This is a genomic window from Arthrobacter sp. Leaf141 (assembly GCF_001424565.1).
Lineage (GTDB): Bacteria > Actinomycetota > Actinomycetes > Actinomycetales > Micrococcaceae > Arthrobacter.
The window spans coordinates 301,308-319,520 of the sequence record NZ_LMOL01000016.1 but is presented as its reverse complement, the minus strand read 5'-3'; the positions used below and the strand labels follow the sequence as shown (position 1 = coordinate 319,520).

18 protein-coding genes are annotated in these 18,213 nt (G+C 65.8%); 5 read left to right on the top strand and 13 right to left on the bottom strand.

Going from position 1 to position 18,213, the window contains the following annotated elements; translation table 11 throughout:
* Positions 1-15: 15 nt before the first annotated feature.
* From ASF72_RS13215 to ASF72_RS13175, 9 genes are all read right to left on the bottom strand, one after another.
* On the bottom strand, positions 16-771 hold the full coding sequence (locus ASF72_RS13215; RefSeq protein WP_056599552.1) for an SDR family oxidoreductase: 756 nt from the start codon (positions 769-771) through the stop codon (positions 16-18).
* Positions 772-820: 49 nt separating this feature from the next.
* Positions 821-2,161 (bottom strand): MFS transporter, encoded by a 1,341-nt coding sequence (locus ASF72_RS13210; protein ID WP_056599704.1) that lies wholly within the window; start codon positions 2,159-2,161, stop codon positions 821-823.
* A gap of 40 nt (positions 2,162-2,201) precedes the next feature.
* Positions 2,202-3,215 carry a biotin-dependent carboxyltransferase family protein gene (locus tag ASF72_RS13205; protein ID WP_056599550.1) on the bottom strand — a complete coding sequence of 338 codons (1,014 nt, stop codon included), beginning with the start codon at positions 3,213-3,215 and terminating at the stop codon, positions 2,202-2,204.
* Positions 3,212-3,925 (bottom strand): 5-oxoprolinase subunit B family protein, encoded by a 714-nt coding sequence (locus ASF72_RS13200; RefSeq protein WP_056599547.1) that lies wholly within the window; start codon positions 3,923-3,925, stop codon positions 3,212-3,214. The genes ASF72_RS13205 and ASF72_RS13200 overlap by 4 nt, the downstream gene beginning before the upstream one ends.
* Position 3,926: 1 nt before the next feature.
* The gene (locus ASF72_RS13195) at positions 3,927-4,712 is read right to left on the bottom strand and encodes a LamB/YcsF family protein (protein ID WP_056599703.1); all 786 of its coding nucleotides are present in this window, start codon (positions 4,710-4,712) and stop codon (positions 3,927-3,929) included.
* Between the two features lie 213 nt (positions 4,713-4,925).
* Positions 4,926-5,741, bottom strand: coding sequence for an ABC transporter permease (locus ASF72_RS13190; RefSeq protein WP_056599544.1), 816 nt, complete (start codon positions 5,739-5,741; stop codon positions 4,926-4,928).
* A gap of 3 nt (positions 5,742-5,744) precedes the next feature.
* On the bottom strand, positions 5,745-6,662 hold the full coding sequence (locus tag ASF72_RS13185) for an ABC transporter permease (RefSeq protein WP_056599541.1): 918 nt from the start codon (positions 6,660-6,662) through the stop codon (positions 5,745-5,747).
* Complete coding sequence (locus ASF72_RS13180; protein ID WP_056599538.1) at positions 6,659-7,771, bottom strand: ABC transporter ATP-binding protein; 1,113 nt, start codon at positions 7,769-7,771, stop codon at positions 6,659-6,661. The genes ASF72_RS13185 and ASF72_RS13180 overlap by 4 nt, the downstream gene beginning before the upstream one ends.
* A gap of 48 nt (positions 7,772-7,819) precedes the next feature.
* Complete coding sequence (locus ASF72_RS13175) at positions 7,820-8,902, bottom strand: ABC transporter substrate-binding protein (protein ID WP_056599533.1); 1,083 nt, start codon at positions 8,900-8,902, stop codon at positions 7,820-7,822.
* A 313-nt stretch (positions 8,903-9,215) separates the two neighbouring features.
* On the opposite strand from ASF72_RS13175, the gene nac reads away from it, so the two are divergent.
* Together nac and ASF72_RS13165 are read left to right on the top strand one after the other, a co-directional pair.
* Positions 9,216-10,151: a nitrogen assimilation transcriptional regulator NAC gene (gene nac, locus ASF72_RS13170; protein ID WP_056599530.1), complete on the top strand. Its 936-nt coding sequence runs from the start codon at positions 9,216-9,218 to the stop codon at positions 10,149-10,151.
* A gap of 120 nt (positions 10,152-10,271) precedes the next feature.
* Complete coding sequence (locus ASF72_RS13165) at positions 10,272-10,505, top strand: hypothetical protein (protein WP_056599527.1); 234 nt, start codon at positions 10,272-10,274, stop codon at positions 10,503-10,505.
* Positions 10,506-10,632: 127 nt separating this feature from the next.
* On the opposite strand, the gene ASF72_RS13160 is transcribed toward ASF72_RS13165, so the two are convergent.
* Together ASF72_RS13160 and ASF72_RS13155 are read right to left on the bottom strand one after the other, a co-directional pair.
* A complete protein-coding gene (locus ASF72_RS13160) occupies positions 10,633-11,328 on the bottom strand; it encodes a 4-carboxy-4-hydroxy-2-oxoadipate aldolase/oxaloacetate decarboxylase (RefSeq protein ID WP_056599524.1) in 696 nt (231 codons plus the stop codon).
* A 22-nt stretch (positions 11,329-11,350) separates the two neighbouring features.
* A complete protein-coding gene (locus ASF72_RS13155) occupies positions 11,351-12,559 on the bottom strand; it encodes an aspartate transaminase (RefSeq protein WP_056599522.1) in 1,209 nt (402 codons plus the stop codon).
* A gap of 254 nt (positions 12,560-12,813) precedes the next feature.
* Between ASF72_RS13155 and ASF72_RS13150 the strand changes: the two genes are divergently transcribed.
* Positions 12,814-13,374 (top strand): hypothetical protein, encoded by a 561-nt coding sequence (locus tag ASF72_RS13150; RefSeq protein ID WP_235504726.1) that lies wholly within the window; start codon positions 12,814-12,816, stop codon positions 13,372-13,374.
* A 51-nt stretch (positions 13,375-13,425) separates the two neighbouring features.
* On the opposite strand, the gene ASF72_RS13145 is transcribed toward ASF72_RS13150, so the two are convergent.
* Positions 13,426-13,635 (bottom strand): hypothetical protein, encoded by a 210-nt coding sequence (locus ASF72_RS13145; protein ID WP_050686857.1) that lies wholly within the window; start codon positions 13,633-13,635, stop codon positions 13,426-13,428.
* A gap of 365 nt (positions 13,636-14,000) precedes the next feature.
* Here ASF72_RS13145 and ASF72_RS13140 point away from each other — a divergent pair, with 365 nt between their 5' ends.
* Together ASF72_RS13140 and ASF72_RS13135 are read left to right on the top strand one after the other, a co-directional pair.
* Complete coding sequence (locus ASF72_RS13140) at positions 14,001-15,281, top strand: glycosyltransferase family 87 protein (protein ID WP_442854166.1); 1,281 nt, start codon at positions 14,001-14,003, stop codon at positions 15,279-15,281.
* A gap of 61 nt (positions 15,282-15,342) precedes the next feature.
* A complete protein-coding gene (locus ASF72_RS13135; RefSeq protein WP_200933651.1) occupies positions 15,343-16,563 on the top strand; it encodes a glycosyltransferase 87 family protein in 1,221 nt (406 codons plus the stop codon).
* Between the two features lie 3 nt (positions 16,564-16,566).
* On the opposite strand, the gene mptB is transcribed toward ASF72_RS13135, so the two are convergent.
* Positions 16,567-18,159: a polyprenol phosphomannose-dependent alpha 1,6 mannosyltransferase MptB gene (gene mptB / locus ASF72_RS13130; protein ID WP_056599513.1), complete on the bottom strand. Its 1,593-nt coding sequence runs from the start codon at positions 18,157-18,159 to the stop codon at positions 16,567-16,569.
* Between the last annotated feature and the right edge of the window lie 54 nt (positions 18,160-18,213).

The window sequence follows — 18,213 nt, the reverse complement described above, 5'->3', positions numbered from 1 at the left end:
TGCTGGCCGGACGGGTCAGGCGACGCGCCGGTCGAAGGTGAGGCCGCCGGGGACCTGGAAGGTGGGCATGATTTCCATCAGGCCAAGGTTCACGTGGCGGGGCGTTTCGACGGCGTAGTCCAGCGCGTTGACGATGTCGTCGGTGGTGAGGGACTCGTAGCCCTCGTAGTACGTGTCCCATGCCTCGGCCATGGCCTCGGGGCTGCCGCCCATGTTGCGGCCGAAGATCTCGGTTTCCACGCGGCCGGGGCAGATTTCGGTGACCCTGATCCGTTTGCCGACCGTGTCGTTCCGCAGCTGCCGGGAAATCTGGTGCACGGCGGCTTTGGTGGCGTGGTATGCCGTGTGGCCGTAGAAGTTGTACAGCCCGGCGATCGAGCTGATGTTCACCACGTGGCCCAGGTCCCGGGCCACCATGCCCGGCAGCACCAGACGGGTCAGCTGCAACAGCCCGCGGAGGTTCACGTCCACAAGTTCGTCGATGTCCGCCGCGCTGGAGTCCAGGATGTTGCCGGGCCGGGAGACGCCGGCGCAGTTGACCAGGACGTCGATTTCCAGGTTTCCGACGGCGGCCGCGAGGGCTTGGGTGTCGGTCAGGTCAACGGTGTGCGGGATGGCCCCCGTCCTGTCGGCGAGCTCGGCCAGCCGTTCGGTGTTGCGGGCCACCGCGTGGACGGTGAGGCCCCGCTTGGTGAGGCGTTCGGCGATCGCGGCACCCATGCCGGTGGAGGCTCCGGTGACGAGGGCAGTCTTGTAGTCGGAAAAGGGCATTGAAGTCTCCTGTGGTTGGGCGGGACGGTGGTCCCGGGTGAGTGGTGGGTCAGGCGTCGCGGAGCGGCTGGTGCGCGCGGTCCGTGACCCTGCTGACGGCGATGAGCGTGCCCAGGGCGGTCAGGACGGCGTAGAACGCGGGCATGTAGATGTTGCCGGTGGTGCTGATCAGCCACGTCATGAGCAGCGGCGCGGTGCCGCCGAACAGCGCCGAGGAGACGTTGTAACCCAGGCCGTAGGCGGAGTACCGCACCCTGGTGGGGAAGAGTTCCACAATCAGGATGTGGATGACGGCGGTGTGGCCGGCGAAGACGATAGCCATCAGGGACGCGCCAAGGATGGCCCAGACCATTTCACCGGTGGCGATGAGGGCGTAGGCCGGGATGCCGATCACGGCCATGGCGATTGCGGAGCCGGCGATGACCCGCTTGCGGCCGATCCGGTCAGAGAGGGCGCCCATGAACGGGATGGCGATGCAGATGACCACCAGGCTGCAGGCCGTCACCAGGAGGGCTTCACCGATGCTGAAGTTCAGGGCCTTGCCCTTCAGGAAGGTGGGCATGTAGGAGAAGAGGACGTAGTAGCCGGAACCGTTCATCAGCGGGATGAAGAGGGCCAGCACCATGGCGCGCCGGTGTTCTGCCGAGGCGAACGCTTCCTTCAGCGGGTTCTTGGACAGCCCGCCTTCTTCCTTGAGCTTCTCGAAGTTCGGGGTGTCGCTGATGGACTTGCGGATGTACCAGCCGATGATGCCCATGGGGATGGCCACCAGGAACGGGATGCGCCAGGCGAACGAACCGAAGCCGCCGCCGTCGATCGCGGCCTGGGTGAGCCAGGGGGACATGGAGTAGGCCACCAGCGTGCCGGTGAGCAGCGCCGCGAAGGAGGCGATCTGGGCGTAGGAGGTGATGATGCCGCGTTTGCCTTCGGGGGCATGCTCGGCCAGGAAAGTCATGGCACCGGCCGATTCGCCGCCCACGGAGAAGCCCTGGAGGAGGCGCAGGAGCACCAGCAGGATGGGCGCCGCGATGCCGATGGCCGCGTAGTCCGGGAGCAGGCCGATGCCCGCCGTCGCCACGCTGATAAGCATGATCACAAAGACCAGGAGCCGTTGCCGGCCGATGATGTCGCCCAGGTAGCCGCAGACCACGGCGCCCAGTGGGCGGACGAAGAAGGACACGGCGTAGCCGGCGAAAACAAACAGCAGGGCGTTGTCCGGGTTCCCCGGTGCCAGGAATACCAGCGCCAGGGTGCCGGCCATAAATGCGAAGATTCCGTTGTCGTACAGTTCGACGAAAATCCCGACGCAGCCGGCGGTGACAACCTTCCTGGTCTGCCGTGCATCCAGCCGGTCGTGCTGCGGCGAGGCCGCGCGCGTTGATGTAGTCATGTTCAGGTCCTTTGCGGGGTTTGGCACGGGGGGCATGCGCTTAGATTCCGGCTGCGGCGGGCAGCTCACGCCAGCCGGCGTTGGTTCCAACGCCGAGCAGCCCGAAGACGGTCTGCACGGTTCCACGCAGCCTCTCCAGCTCGAGGCACGCTGCCCGGTGTGTGGCGGTGGCTTCGGCGACGGTGGTTTTTCGGAAGGTGATGGTGTGGCCTGGCCTGGCCTGGCCCAGGAGGTCCAGGGCGCGGGTGGTGGCGACGGCGAGCACAGGGTAGCCGGCGGTCACGCCGCGGCCTCGGTGCAGCAGCAGCAGTTCGTCCCGCGACGGAACCTCGATGGCACCCACCGGGACGCCGCGTGAGAGGACTTCCGCCGTCGTCTGGCGTTCCGGGAGCAGCCCGCCCAGCCGCAGCCCGATGTGGTTGCTGCGGGGGCTGACCGTGTAGGTGCTCCGGTACAGCAGTTCCGCGGTGGCGCCGAACTCGGTCACGTCCGGGCCGTCCGTCACGTCAATGACCAGGTGGTCCCTGAACTGTGGCGCGGCGAACCCCAACCGGTAAAGCGGCAGGCCGAAGTGCGGCTGGCTGACGGGCGGGAGGCTGGCGGCCGTGGGGAGGGCGGTGCCGTTGGCGAGCCGGAGGCCGAAGCCGATTACGGTGTCCGGGGCGCAGCTGCCCAGCAGGACGGGGACGGGGAAGGAACCGTGGACCGCGATGTAGGCGCGGAGGCCGGTGGTGATGCGGCGGATGGCCACGGTTTCCCCGGCGCGGACGGATACCGGCTCCCAGCAGGGGGTTTCCCGGCCGCCGACAGTCAGGTGCAGGGGTGCGCCGGTCACGGCGATCAGCAGGTCAGAGGTGGCCCGCATCCGGAAGTCCAGTGCGGTGATTTCCAGGAGCGGATCGTTGTCCGGGTTGCCTGCCAGGATGTTGGCGGCCTTGGCCGAGAACTGGTCCAGGGCGCCGTTGACGGGGAGCCCGAAGGCGGGTCCCCTGGTCCTGCCGAGGTCAGTGATGACCGAGTTGCCGGCCTGTTCGACGATCAGTGGGTTGTTCATGCCGTGGCCTCCAGCGGCCGGCCCTCAAGCCGGGCGAATTCGACGGCGTCAATCCGGTGGAAGCGCAGGACATCTCCGGGGGTATAGGGAACCAGGGGTTCCCTGGCGGCGTCGAGGACCACCAGCGGGGTCTGGCCGATGACGCACCAGCCGCCCGGGGCGACGGCCGGGGCAATAACCGCCTGGCGGCCGGCTACCGACACGGCTCCGGCGGGGACGGACAGCCTCGGGTCCTTGAGCCGCGGGACAGGATGGGGAAAGTCGGGCCCGTCCATCATGGGTGAACCGGCGGGCGCGCCCAGGCAGCGGATGAGGTAGGACTTTTGGGTGTGAAGCGCGATGACTTCGGCAACGGAGAGGCCCTGCTGTTCGGCCACCCGTTCCAGGTCGGGGCCGTAGCCCCCGCCGTACACCACCGGCACGTCGAAGTGCCGGGGCTGCCGCAGGCCGCCGCCCACAAACTCCAGCTGGCGCATTCCCAGCTGGATGAACGCCCGGACCTGCCGGGCGGATGTGATGTAGGGATCGAATTCCACCAGGACCGAGTCGTAGGTGGGGACAGCGCCGTGGATTCCGTCCACCCCGGCGGTGGCCAGCCAGGCTGCCAGCGAGTGGACGGTGCTCCAGTTGGCTTCCTTGTCCGCTGACACTGCCACGGCGCGTAGGGCGGCGTCGCCTGACTCGTGGATTTCAAGGGTGGGAGCGGACATGTCAGGCGGCCTTCTGCTTTGCGGCGAGCACCTGGGCCAGCGGGGCGATGGTGACACCGGCGGCGATCAGTTCGCTGCGGATCAGGCCGGCGAGTTCGACGGCGCCGGCGTTGTCGCCGTGCAGCAGCACGGTGTCCGCGGCGATGCGGATGTCCGTGCCGGAAGCGGTGCGGATCAGTCCTTCACAGACCATCCGGACGGTCCGGTCAACGATGATGGCGGGGTCGTGGATGACGGCGCCGGGCAGCGCCCTGGGCACCAGTGTGCCGTCATCCTGGTAGGCCCGGTCCGCGATGCCCACAATCCCCACGCTGAGCCCGCGGCGGGCGGCGGCCAGGGCGAGTTCGCCGTCCTGGGCCAGGATGATCAGGCTGGGATCCACGCGGCTGGCGGCCTCTGCCACCGCGTCCGCGTAGTCGGCCCGGGTGGCCACCAGGTTGCCCAGCCGGCCGTGCGGGGCCAGGTGGGAGACGGAGGCGCCGTGGTAGCCGGCGAAGGCGGTCAGCGCGCCGAGCTGGTAGACCACGTCGTTGCGGACTTCCTCCGCCGTGAGGTCCATGGCGCGCCGGCCGAAGCCCCGCAGGTCCGGGAAGCTGGGGTGCGCCCCGATGCCTACGCCCTTGCGGACGCATTCTGCAACGGTGGCGTTCATGATGTCCGGGTCGCCGGCGTGGAAGCCGCAGGCGATGTTGGCGCTGGAGACGATGTCGAGCAGGGCTGCGTCGTCGCCGATTGAGTAGGCACCAAAGCCTTCACCAAGATCCGCTACGAGATCAACTGTGGGCATCATGGGCCTTCCTCTGCTGGGGTATCTGCCGCCGCCGCGTTTCGCGGCTGGTGGTTCGGAGTGAAGGCCGGAAGCGGCGGTTTGCGCCGCCACTTCCGGCCTTCAAAAAGTCTGTCACCGAGAGTTGACTCACACAAAGACGTAATCGGTGTCACGGGATAGGGCCAGGTTATGACGTGGCCCTATCCCGCCGGGGGCGTGCGGGTCCAGGAATTACCGCAGCGCCTTGCGCAGGCCCATCACCCGTTCCACGATGACCACAACGGCCAGGGAGATCAGGATCAGGATCACGGAAAGGGCGGCGACGGCGGCGTCCGCCGAATTTTCGACGTACCTCAGGACCTGCACCGGGAGCGTGGGCAGGCCCGATTCCGCTACGAACAAGGAGATGACGGCCTCGTCGAAGGACACGATGAAGGCGATGACGCCGCCGGCGATCACCCCTGGCGCGATGATGGGCAGGGTCACCCGCCGGAACACCGTCCACGAATTGGCGCCGAGGATCCTGGCAGCGGCTTCGCAGGAGGTATCGGTGGTGGCCAGGCTCATCAGCGTGGTCCTGATGACAAACGGGATGGTGATGGCGACGTGGCCGATGATGATCCCGGCGTAGGTGTTGTTCAGCCTGAGCGGGCCGAACAGCAGCACCATGCCCAGCGCCAGCACGATGCTGGGGATCAGCAGCGGGGAGAGGAAAAAAGACTGCACGGCCGCTTTTGCTTTGAACTCGAACCGGTCGAGGGCCAGGGCCACCGGAACACCCAGCGCCAGGACGATCAGGGTGACCACAACGGCGACAATCAGGCTTACCTTCATGCCCTCCATAAAGGTGCTTTCCTTTGGCAGCATCTCGTACCACTTGAGGGTGAAGCCCTCCGGCGGGAACGAGAGGTACTGGTTGGAGGCGAAGGAGACAACAAAGACGATCAGCAGCGGCGCCAGCAGGAACACGTAAAGCAGGAACACGAGGATGCCGAAGGCGGGCTTCGCGGCGTTGAACCGTGGTTTGAACAGCGGTGCTTCGCTCATGGTTCAGCCTCCGATTTTTCGTGTTAGCCGCTGGTAGACGGCGATGATCAGCCCGAACAGCACCAGCAGGATGACGGACAGGGCGGCCGCGAAGGGCCAGTTGAGCAGGCCGGTGGTCTGGTCGTAGATCTCAGTGGCCAGCACCTGGACGCTGCCGCCGCCCAGGAGGCGGGGCGTGATGAAGGTGCTGATGGACAGGACGAACACCAGCAGGAAAGCGGTGAGGATGCCCGGCAGGCTGAGCGGCAGGGTCACGCGGGCGAAGATCTTTGCCTTGCTGGCCCCCAGGGACCCGGCGGCCTCTTCCAGCTGCGGGCTGAGCCGGCCGAACCCTGAGATCATGGCGAGGATGGCGTAGGGCATAAAGATTTCCACCAGGCCAATGGTCACGCCGGTGATGTTGTTGGTCAGTTTCAGTGGCGTATCGATCAGGCCCATTCCCGTCAGGGACGAGTTGATCAGGCCGTTGGTGCCCAGGATGACCATCCAGCCATAGGTACGGACGACGGCTGAGGTCAGCAGCGGGGCAATGGCGATGGCCAGGAGCAGCCCGCGGTATTTGCTTTGGCTCCGGGCCAGGAACAGCGCCACAGGGTAGGAAACCAGCACGCAGAGCAGGCCCACCGTAACGCCCATCTGGAAGGTATCCAGGGTCACTTTCCAGTAGTACGGATCGGTGAGGGGCTGCAGGTAGGTGTCGAACGTGAAGGTTTCCTCGATGACGCCGTCCGGTGCGCCTTTGTTGAACGACATCCGCACCATGTAGGCCAGTGGGAAGACGAAGCTCACCAGCAGGCCCAAGAGTCCGGGAATCAGCAGCGCCAGGTACGTGCGCCGGTTCCGCTTCTCGGTGGCTTTTTCGAGTTCACCTGAGCCCGCGGCCTGGAGCGGCGAGCGCCCCCTGGTCTTGAGGAGGGTCATGATGCCTTCCCGGGTGCGGCTGCCGGCAGCAGGTAGGCGTCTTCCGGCGCCCAGGACAGGTACGCGGTGTCACCGCGGCGGGGCAGGTCCCCGCTGGTGGTCAGCAGCTGGGCGTTGAAGCTTCTTTCTCCTACAGCAATGGCAACGGACAGGGCATCGCCGGTGTAGCTGACCCGTTCGATGGTTCCCTTCAGCGCGTCGTGGCCTTCACCGGTGAGGGTGACCTTGAGCCGGTGCGGACGGATGACCAGTTCGTGGGCTCCGGTGAGCCCCTTGGCGCCGACGGCGCCGAAGCCGCCGAGGCCTTCGACGTCCACTTTGTAGCTGGCCTCGCCGGCCACGGGGGCGGGGCCGGTTTCCGAGATGATGGTGACGTCGAGGAAGTTTGCCTGGCCGATGAAGTTGGCCACGAAGTGGGTCTGCGGGCGTTCGTAGACGTCGGTGGGTGAGCCGAACTGCTCGATCAGGCCACCGTTCATCACCGCGATCCGGTCGGCCATGTCCAGTGCCTCGTCCTGGTCGTGGGTGACGAACAGGGTGGTGGCGCGGGTGCGCTGCTGGATGGACCGGATTTCGGTCCGCATGGTTTCGCGGAGCTTGGCGTCGAGGTTGGAAAGGGGCTCATCCAGCAGGAGCAGGGTGGGCTCCACCACCAGCGCGCGGGCCAACGCGATCCGCTGCTGCTGGCCACCGGAGAGTTCCCGGGTCTGCCGCTTTCCGAGGTGGCCCAGCTGGACCATGTCCAGGGCGGCCGCCACCCGTTTTTTCTGCTCGGCTTTGGGCGTTTGCCGCATCTGCAGCCCGAACGCCACGTTCTGTTCCACGTTCATGTGGGGGAACAGCGCGTACGACTGGAACACCATGCCCATGCCGCGCTTGTTGACGGGCGTGTGCGTGATTTCCTTTCCGTCCACCACGATGGACCCGGCGGTGGGGTCCATCAGGCCCGCCACCATCCGCAAGGTGGTGGTTTTGCCGCACCCGGACGGGCCGAGGAGCGCCACCAGGTGCCCCTCCTCCACCTGCATGTTCAGTCGGTCCACCGCCGGGTCAAGGCCTGCGGCGTATCGCTTGGTCAGATCAACGATCGACAGTTTTGTTTCACTCACGGTTTCAGTTCTCCTGATGCGAAGGGAGGCAGGGGCGCCGGTGGGCGGCTATTTGGTGATGATTTCGCGCTTCCAGGTGTCGGTCCACTTGTCGCGGGCCGAGGACAGGAAGTCGACGTCGAGGGGGATGATGTTAAGGGAACCGTCGGTGGGGACCACCCGGTCCTTGACGTCTGCCGGGAGGTCCGCGTTGTTGACGGACGGGGCGTAGAACAGCGCCTTGGCGAAGGCCGTCTGGGCTTCGGCGGAGAGGGAGTAGTCAATGAAGGTCTTGGCTGCGGCTGCGTGCGGGGCATCCTTGACGAGGTTCACCGTGTTGATCTGGTAGACGGTGCCTTCCTTCGGAAAGGTGACGCCCATCTTTTTGTTGCTTTGGTCGCTGTAGAACTGGCCGCGGGCATTCTGGCCCAGGCCCAGGACGGTCTGCCCTGTGATCACGTTCTGGTATTCGTCCGGGTTCGGGGCGAAGGTCTGGACGGCGGGAGCCAGTTCCTTCAGCCGGGCCACGGCCTTGTCGATCCCCTGCGTGTAGTCCTCGCCCTCCATTTTTGAGGTGATGGCGGTCAGGGATAGGCCCAGCAGCGACGGGGGCGCGTTGACGTTGATCTTGCCGGCGTAGGCCGGATCCCAGAGGACGTCCCAGCTGTCCGGGGCTTTGGGGAAGGCGGCGGTGTCGTAGAGGAGTCCGACGGCGTCCAGCATGACCACCGGGCCGAATCCGTCCTTGTTTTTGAAGTCGTCCGGAACGTTGGCCAGGTTGGGGACGCCGGCAGCGTCCACCTTCTCGAAGAGGCCCTGCTTGTTGCCGGTGGTGGAGACCGAGTTGTCCATGATGGCAACGTCCGTGGCGGGGCTGTTCTTCTGGCCCTGCAGTGCGCTCAACATTTCGGCGGAGGACCGCTTGGAGGAGAAGTTGATTTTGATGTTGGGGTACTTGGCTTTGAAGGGCTCGATGACGGCGGCCGTGTACTGGTCCTGCCACACACCGGAGTAGGCGATCAGGTTGACTTCGCCGGAGTCCGGGCTGTCATTGGCCGCCGGGGTGGATCCGCCGCCGCAGCCGGTCAGGACCAGGGCGGAAACGGAGATCGCAGCCAGCGCCGCAAACTTTCCCTTATTCGTTACTTTCATCTGTCAGCTCTTTCTCATAAGGAAGAATCCGGTGGGTGGGCCCAAGAACACACCAGAAGGTATGCGGCACTTATTTCCGGAATGTTTAAAGCGATGACATTTCGGCCGAATGTACCAAACATGCAAAATGCATATTGGGTCATAGTTTTTTCCCATTGATCGACGGGGATAGAATGATGCCGTCACGGAAATGTCGTCTGGCATAAACTTAGGTCCGAGATGTGGATCACACAAAGACCGAATGCATGTCCCTACATAGCGTTCGCGTATGACCCCCGGCGGGCCTGCCCACCGTGCTGGAAAGAGGAACGTTTTGGACACTAGGAAGCTGGCGTACTTCGTACAGATCGTCGACTCGGGCAGCATCACCAAGGCCGCGGCGGCGCTGCACGTGGCGCAGCCTGCCCTGAGCCAGCAGGTCTCGTCCCTGGAAAACGATCTCAAGCAGCGGCTCCTGATCCGCAGCAAGCAGGGGGTCCAGCCCACCGCCGCAGGCCACACCCTGTACCGGCACGCGCAAACCATCCTGCGCCAGGTGGAGCAGGCACGCCTGGACGTGGCATCTTCCGGCGCCGCGCCGTCAGGCCGCGTTTCCATCGCCATCGCGCCGTACAGCATGGCCTCGAGCCTCACGCCCCAGATCATCCGGGAAGTTGGCCGGCTTTACCCGGACATTGTGCTGCACCTGACCGAGATTTACGGTGGCGTCCTGAGCGATGCCATCAAGAACGGGCGCCTGGACATGGCGTTGATTTACGAGCCGGGCCCCATCCGCGGCGTCAAGTTCACCACGCTGATCGTGGAGGACCTGCACCTGATTGTCAACGCGGGGCGGGACCTGGGTATCGCCGCCGATGCGGGTTCCGTCACCCTGGCTGAAGCAGCCAAAATTGGTCTGTTCCTGCCCGAGCAGAACCACACCCTCCGCCAGGTGGTCCAGGCCGGGATCGAAGCCAAGGGCATGGAACTGCGCCTGATGGGGGAAGTGGAGTCCGTCCCCAGCCTGACCCGGCTGCTCCGGACGGACCTGGGCGCAACCATCCTGCCCAAGTCGGCTGCGGACGCGCTCTTCCACGAGGAGGACTTCCGGGTGCTGCGGATTTCGGACCCCGCACTGCAATGCCGGATCGCCCTCTGCACCCCTGATCACGAACCGCTGTCCGAGGCCGCGTCGGCGGTCCTGCTGGTCCTTCGGGAGATGCTGCAGGAATGGCTCAACAGCAAGTACACCCGGCGCGCCGATTCATAAGGCCGGCTTATCACAGCACCCTGCATTCGTCTTATCCAGCAATTCCCGGCAGAACTAAAATAAAAGCATCAGGATCAGCCGGACCGCTTTTATAAATGCCGTAATTAACTGGAGCCCATCATGAAGAAAATTACTTCGGCCTACCGGAGTGCAGCGGAGCGAGCCATCCATCTGAAGGCCAGCACGGGATCCCATTGCCCCGCCAACGGCTTTTGGCGCACAGCGGACCTCCTCTCGGATCCCATCTTCGTGTTTGAAGGCAGCATGATGCCGCCAGGGAAGGGTGGTTCCACTATGTGGTTCCTCGACGAAGCGCACGCGGGTCCGCCAGCGTACCCGCTGCCGGGGCGGTAGCCCGCCGCACGGACGGAGCATGGCCGGTTGTACAGCGTCGCTGCGCAACCGGCCATTTTTGTATTGCCGACGCAACCCAAGGGCCGGTGTCCACGCGGACACCGGCCCTTGGGCGCGGGGGGTGCCGTTACCGGCTGAGCAGTTCCGGGGCGTCCTCCACCAGCAGGCCCTTGGCCTTGAGGACGTCCGTGAGGTTGCACAGGTCGATGGTGGTGCCGCCTTCCTTGTACAGTCGGATCAGCTCCCGCTCGGCGTCGTCGCGCGCCTGGGACAGCTTGATGACCTCTTCGATCTCGTCGCGGCGGACCACCACCACACCGTCGGCGTCGCCGAGCAGGATGTCGCCCGCGTAAATGATCTCGTCACCAAAAACCACGGGGTGGTTGACGGGGCCGATGGTCTCCTTCACGGTGCCCTTGATGCTGACGCTGCCGGAGAAGACCGGCAGGCCAAGCTCAATAAGGTCCTGGGTGTCCCTGACGCCGGAATCGGTGACCAGGGCAGCCAGGCCCTTGGCCTTCATGGCGTTGCCCAGGACGTCACCAAACGTTCCGGCTTCTTCGAACTCACCGGCGGCGACCAGGACAACATCGCCTTCCTGGGCGTAGTGGATGGCCACTTGAAGCATGAGGTTGTCCCTCGGGGCGCACCGTACCGTCACGGCGGGGCCGCAGAAGGACATGCTGCGGTCGATCGGCTTGATCCTGGAACTTAGCGCACCCTTGCGTCCCTGTGCTTCGTGGACGGTGGCCGATGAGAATTTCGAAAGCCGTTGGACAGCGTCGGCGGAAGGCCGCTCGATGGAGGTTTTGACGTGGATCATGGGATTTGCTCCTCAGCTGGGGTTAGGAAAGCGCCTGGACGGCTTTGTCGATGGCCGCGATGGATTCCTCGATGACGGGAAGCCCTGTGGCATAGGAAATGCGGAAGTACGGACCAAGGCCGTACGCGGAGCCCTGGATGACCGCAACACCCACCTCGTCAAGGAGGTAGAGCGTGAAGTCTTCGTCGGTGCTGATCAGGCGGCCCTCACGGGTGGACTTGCCGATCACGCCGCTGCAGTTGACGTAGGCGTAGAAGGCGCCTTCCGGCGTCGCGCAGGAGAGGCCGTCGATGGCGTTCAGCGCTGCCACGGCCACGTCGCGCCGTTCGCGGTAGGTTTCGAGGCTGTCGCGGACGAAGGACTGGTCCCCGGTCAAGGCGGCCGCTGCTGCTGCCTGGCTCACGGAGGACGGGCACGACGAAATCTGGGACTGGAGCTTGTTGATGGCACCCACCAGGGCCGCCGGTCCCGCGCCGTAGCCCAGCCGCCAGCCGGTCATGGCGTAGGCCTTGGAGACGCCGTTCACCAGGAGCACCCGGTCCTTGAGCCCCGGAGCCACGGCCACCAGGCTGGACAGCTTTCCGGCACCGAAGTGGATTTCGTCGTAGATCTCGTCCGTCAGGACCAGGACCTGCGGGTGGTCCTCGAGGACGGCTGCGAGTGCTGCCAGCTCCTCCCGCGAGTACACGGCTCCGGTGGGGTTGGAGGGGGTGTTCAGGATGAGCCATTTGGTGCGGTCCGTGATGGCGCCGGCCAAGGCTTCCGGGGTGAGTTTGAAGCCCACGTCCTCGCCGCAGGGGACGATCACGGGGCTGCCGTCGTTGGCCAGCACCATGTCCGGGTAGGAAACCCAGTAGGGGGCGGGGATGACCACTTCGTCGCCCTGGTCCAGGGTGGCCATAAAAGCGGTGAAGATGACCTGCTTGGCGCCGCCGCCGATGGTGATTTCCGCCGGGGTGTAGTGCAGCCCGGTTTTGAGCTCAAGGGTTTGCAGGATGGCCCGCTGCAGTTCGGGGGTGCCGTTGACGGAGGTGTACTTGGTTTCGCCGCGGCTGATGGCCGCGGCGGCGGCGTCCTTCACGTGGGCCGGCGTGTCGAAGTCCGGTTCACCGACGGTGAGGTCGAGGATCCGCCGGCCTTCGGCCTTCAGTTCGCGGACACGGGCGGCGGCAGAAACGCTGGGGGAGGATTTGATGCGGGATACGCGGGAGGCAGGCACAAATTCAGTCATGGTCTTTTCCAGGGTCGGGGAGCTGGCAGAGCTTGATTCATTCGAGCCTAGGGAAGGCCGCGGCATCTGGATAAGACCTAAAGTACGTGGACGGATAAGCCGTGCTTATGACCGTCCGGCCACACGAACCGGCTATCACACCACGCATTTTCGGTATTTTTGCCGGTCCGGAATTGCCCGTAGCGTGCAGGGGACGCACAGCGGGCCCGGTGTAGCTGCCCGGTCCGCATCCGAACCGAGGGCAGGAGCTCAAAGTGGCTGCAGAACCCGCGCCGCAGGTCCGTGACGCGGCCAGCGGCGCCGCGCCTGGTTTCCGGCGCGGAACAGCACCGCGGCTCTACACCTACCGGGGGCATCCGGACCGGGAGCCGTCGGACCGGTCCGCTGACGTCCGCGCGAAGCTCGGGGAGCAAAAGACCCTGCTGGCATTCCGGTCCAGCAGGCTGCGGGCACTTTCCGCGAAATTCAACCAGCACGTGGCGCAGGCGTTGTGTGACGGCCTGAAAATGACCGCCATTGCCAAAGCCGCCGGGATGCCGCTCGGGGCGATCCGCAGCGCAGCGGTGTCACTGGACGATGTACAGCCATCCGGCGGGTCAGCCGATGAGCATCTGCGGGGCATCACGCAGCTCGGCAACGAGCTGAAGGCTGCCGACGGGGACCGCGCGGTGCTTGAACGGAACCGGGCCCGGCTGCTGGCGAGCGCACGGGCCCTGGGGCTGCTCGATGATTACGAGCTCGCTTCAGCCAGCGGCCTCAAGCACGAGGAAATCCGCAAGCTGACCCGGGGGCTGCGCAGCGCCGGCCGGCCATAGGCCCCGGCGCGCCGCTGCCGGCATCCGGCGCCGGACAGGCGGCGGCGCGGCCTACCAGGCCTGGTGTTCGCGGGTGAGGCCGAAGGGGACAGCGTCGCTGAGGGCCACAGTGAACGTGTCCACCCCGTGCCGGGTCACCAGGATGCCGTGCTGCTTCCCGGCGAGGGCGTGGTCCTTGGCTGCGGCGACGGCAGCCTCAAGTTCGGTGTCCATGCTCTGGCGATCGGAGATGGTCAGTGTCAGTGGGAAGTCAGCAGTCATTGGGAGAACCTTCGGTGGGGACGGTGCATACGGGTCCGCGCCGGTCCGCTCCCCCAAGCCGCCGGCGCAATCAGGCATATGTGTGCCCAGAACATAATCTACCGTCAAGTCACAGCAAGCAACTTTATTTAACTACCGGCGGGTAACCGCAGGTCACACCAGACAAAAGCGGCCGGGTGGGCGGGCCTTGACCGGCAGCGCGGCGCCGTCAATTAGACTGGACGCGGAGCGGAGGCCGCGCGCAAAACGGCTCCACTGCTCCCGAGACCCGCCCTGCGGCATGACAAACGCCTCTTCTGCGCTGCAGCCGGCGGTGCCACGACGACAAGGATTCCGCCATTTCCACCGACGCCTTCTTCGGCAATCTGACCCGGATCCGCAACGTCGTCATCCCGTCCCGTGCGCGGGCCTGGCTGAACACCCCGCGCGGCCTGCTGGCCGGATTCATTGTGGTGCACCTGGTGTTCCTGATCTTCGCCGGTATCGTTTCCCTGAACGGCGAGGCGTTCAGCGACACAGGCATCTACCGCGCGTGGGCGCTGGCCGGCTTCAACGACGCCAACCTGAGCGGCGGGCCCAGCCCGTGGGTCTACCCCATCCTGGCCCTGATCCCCATGGCTATCGCGGGCGTTGCCGGTCCCGCGCCGTTCTTCTTCCTGTGGGTCCTGATGACCACCCTCCTGAACGCCTGGGCCCTGCTCAAGCTCACCAACCGCGGCCGCGACAGCCAGGCCATCCCCGCCGCCTGGTGGTGGCTGGTCTTTACGTTCCTGATGGGCTGGCTTGGCTTCGCCCGCGTGGACGGCCTCACCGCACCGCTGGTCCTGGTGGCCCTTTCCTATGGGGTGGGCCGGCCGTTCATCGCCTCGATCCTGCTGGCCATCGGCACTTGGGCCAAGGTATGGCCTGCAGCGGTCATGCTGGCGTTGTTTGCCGTGGTCAAGAACCGGATCCTGGTGGTCCTTGCAGGCATTACGACGACGGCGGGCGTCGTTGCGCTGGCCGCTGCCCTTGGCAGTGTCCCCAAGCTGCTTAACTTCCTCACCCAGCAGGGTGACCGCGGCATGCAGCTCGAAGCCACGTTCACCACGCCGTGGCTCTGGCTGTCCGTGCTCAACGTGGGCGATTCGCGGATGTACATGAACACGGACATCAACTCCATGCAGGTGGACGGCCCGGGCACGGCGGTGATGTCCGTGCTGATGCAGCCCCTGCTCATCCTGGCCGCGCTGCTGGTGGCGGGGCTGACGTTCTGGGCCCTGCACAACGGCAAGGTCAGCGGCGGGGTGGACCGCACCGAGCTGCTCCTGGCCGGTGCCCTGACCCTGGCCACGGCGTTTGTGGTGTTCAACAAGGTGGGCTCCCCCCAGTTCATGGTGTGGCTGGCCCCCGCTGTTGCCGTGGGTCTGGCCCACAGCTGGCGTGAATGGCGCGTCCCGGCCGCCATGCTGATCGTCATCGCGGTGGCCACGTACTTCATCTACCCGCTCTTCTACGACGCGCTCAGCCACAACAACCCCTGGATGGCGCTGGTGCTGACCATCCGCAACGTCCTGCTGGTGGTCCTGTTCCTGTGGAGCGTCCGCCGCCTGTACCTCCTGGGCCGCAAGACGCCGGCCGCCGCTCCCGCACTCAAGGAGAGCTGACATTCCTACCCGCTTCTTCGACCGCCTGGTCAGCGTCCGCACCCGGCTCCTCCCGGCGAAGGTGGTGGACTGGTTCGCCACCCGTGCCAGCGTGTGGTGGGGATTCGCCGTTGTGCACCTCTACTTCCTGGGCTGGATGGCGTCCTTCTTCCTTGGCGGCGGCACCTTCAGCGACACTGAGCAGTACCGCCAGTGGGCCATGGACGGCTACAACCCGGCGGACCTGGAGGGCAAAATCAGCCCCTGGGTCTACCCGGTCCTGGCGCAGATTCCGATCTTCCTCGCCAACATCGCCGGACCCGGCCTGTACCTGCTGGTCTGGACCCTGATCATCACGGCGCTGAACGCTGCGGGCCTGTGGTTCCTGACCCGCGGCCGGCGATCGGAATCCGGGATTGCGCCGGCCTGGTGGTGGCTGTTTTTCACCGTGTTCATGGGCTACCTCAGCTTTGCCCGGGTGGAGGGCATCACCGCCCCGATTGTGCTGGTGGCGTTGCTGTACGCGGCCGAACGCCCCGTGGTGGCCGGGCTCCTGCTGAGCGTCGCCACGTGGATCAAGGTGTGGCCGGCCGCCGTGCTGGTGCCGTTTGTGATCGCCAGCCGGCAGCGGATCCAGGTGCTCCTGTCCGGTGTGGCAGTGACGGCCGTCGTGGCCGTGGGGACCTGGCTTTCCGGCGGCCTGCCGCACATCCTGGACTTCCTCACCAACCAGGGCGAGCGCGGCATGCAGCTTGAGGCGACGTTCTCCACACCCTGGGTCTGGCTGAGCGTCTTCCACATCGCAGGATCAAGGATGGCGGACAATACGGCCATCAACTCCACGGAGGTGTACGGCCCCGGGGCCAGCGTCGCGGCGTTCCTGATGCAGCCGCTCCTGATCCTGGCGGCCGTGGCCGCCGCCGTCCTGCTGGTCCGGGCCCTGAACCGCGGCGCCGAGCGGGAGGAGCTGGTCCTCGAAGGTGCCCTGATGGTGGTCACCGCGTTCATCGTGTTCAACAAGGTGGGCTCGCCGCAGTTCATCATCTGGCTGGCACCGGTGATTGTGGCCGGCCTGGCGCACGACTGGGACCGCTGGAAGGTCCCCGCGGCGCTGCTGATGGGCATCGCGATCACCACGTTTGTCATTTATCCACTGTTTTACACGCCGCTGATCCATGCCCACCCGGTCATGGCTGCCGTCCTCACCACCCGGAACGTACTGCTGGTGGTGCTCCTCTGGTGGTCCGTGCAGCGGACCGCTGAGCTGGGCCGCAAGCCTGCCACAGTCCCGGCCGGAGCCTGAACCCTAGGGCGTGCCGGTGCGCTGCAGGCTGGTCCGTTTGGCCAGCAGCCACTGCCACGCGCGTTTGGCCAGGTCCAGCGGCCTGCCATCGATCAGCAGCGTCCTGGTGTGGACATCAAGGAACAACAGGTAGAAAGTGAAGGCCAGCGCCGTCACAAACGCCAGTGACGAGGCATCGATGGGCAGCTCCACAAATGACCAGACGGACAGCTGGTCCTGCGCGCCGAACACCACAAAGAAGGTCACCCCCACGTAGAGGGACCTGATCTGCCAGTCGTCCCGGATCCCCGTGACGGCCAGGAGCGGCACGAACCAGAGGATGTACCAGGGCTGGATGATGGGCGAAAGCATCACGACGGCGGCGAACGCCAGGGCCATCCGGCGCACCGCCCGGGAGTAGTCGCCGCGGAACATCAGCAGCAGGACCAGGCCGATAGCCGCCCACTTCATTCCGGTCCGGAGCAGGTCGGCGAAGGTCCCGCCGGGCAGTCCCAGGACGTTGCCCAGGAACTCCACCTGCTGGCCCAGGAAGCCCGACGGCGAATAGCCGGTGTAGCCGGGCGTTGAGTCCAGGATGGCCCAGGTCCAGCCCATGCCCAGGTTGTAGGGTATCCCGCTGAGGGCCAGCACACCGAAGCTGATGGCTGCCGTAGCTCCCCAGATCAGGAATTTCCGCAGCCAGGTGGCGCCGGGCCCGGCCCACATCACGCCGATGAAGGGCAGCAGCAGGATGGTGATGGGCTTGATGCCGATGGATGCGGTGACCAACAATATGCCCAGGATGTAGCGGCGCGTGGCCGCGAAGTAGACCCCGGCCACGGCCAGGCCAACCATCAGGGCATCGTTGTGGGCGCTGGCAATGAAACTGATGAGGAACAACGGGTTGGCCACGGAGATCCACAGGGCGCGGGCGCCGTTGATGCCGTGCAGCTCCGCCAGTTTGGGCACGTAGATCACGCACAGGACCACCCCGACGCCGGCCAGCAACCGGAACAGCAGGACCGAGATGTCAGGCTGGGCTCCGGTCAGTCCCACCACGCCGCGGGCAAGCCAGAGGAAGTAGGGCCCGTAGGGAGTCCGGTTTTCGGCCCAGGCCGGGTCCGCGCCGAGCGCGAACCAGTTGTTGAGGGTGGAAATGCCCACCTCGTAGGGGTCCTGGCCTTCCATGACCAGCCGCCCCTGCCCCGTGTAGGCATAGACATCCCGGGAAAACACGGGCACGCAGAAAAGCAGCGGCAAGGACCACGCCGAAATGGCGATCACCACTGACCGCAGGGACCGGGTACCCCAGTCCCCCAGCCGCTGCCCCAGCCGCAGCCAGGAGCGGATCAGCAGCATGGCCCCCACCGTGAGCAGCACGGTGGATACGGTGACGCCCCAGCCTTCGGTGCGGAGGGCGATGACCACGGGTTGGCGGATCATGGGCGAGCCGTTGGCGATCCAGCCGGTGCCGATGGAGCCTACGAACATCATCAGGGCGCCGACGAACCCTTCAAGGGTGGCAACGTAGGCGCGGCGCTTTACGGGTGCGGAGGCGGCGGCAGGTGCGCCCGCCGTGCTCTCCGAAGTCCCGAGGTGTGACCCGCCTGCCGTCATATTGTGTTGGTCCCCTACTTCGTTACGGCGCTGGGTGGACGCGCATTACGGCCC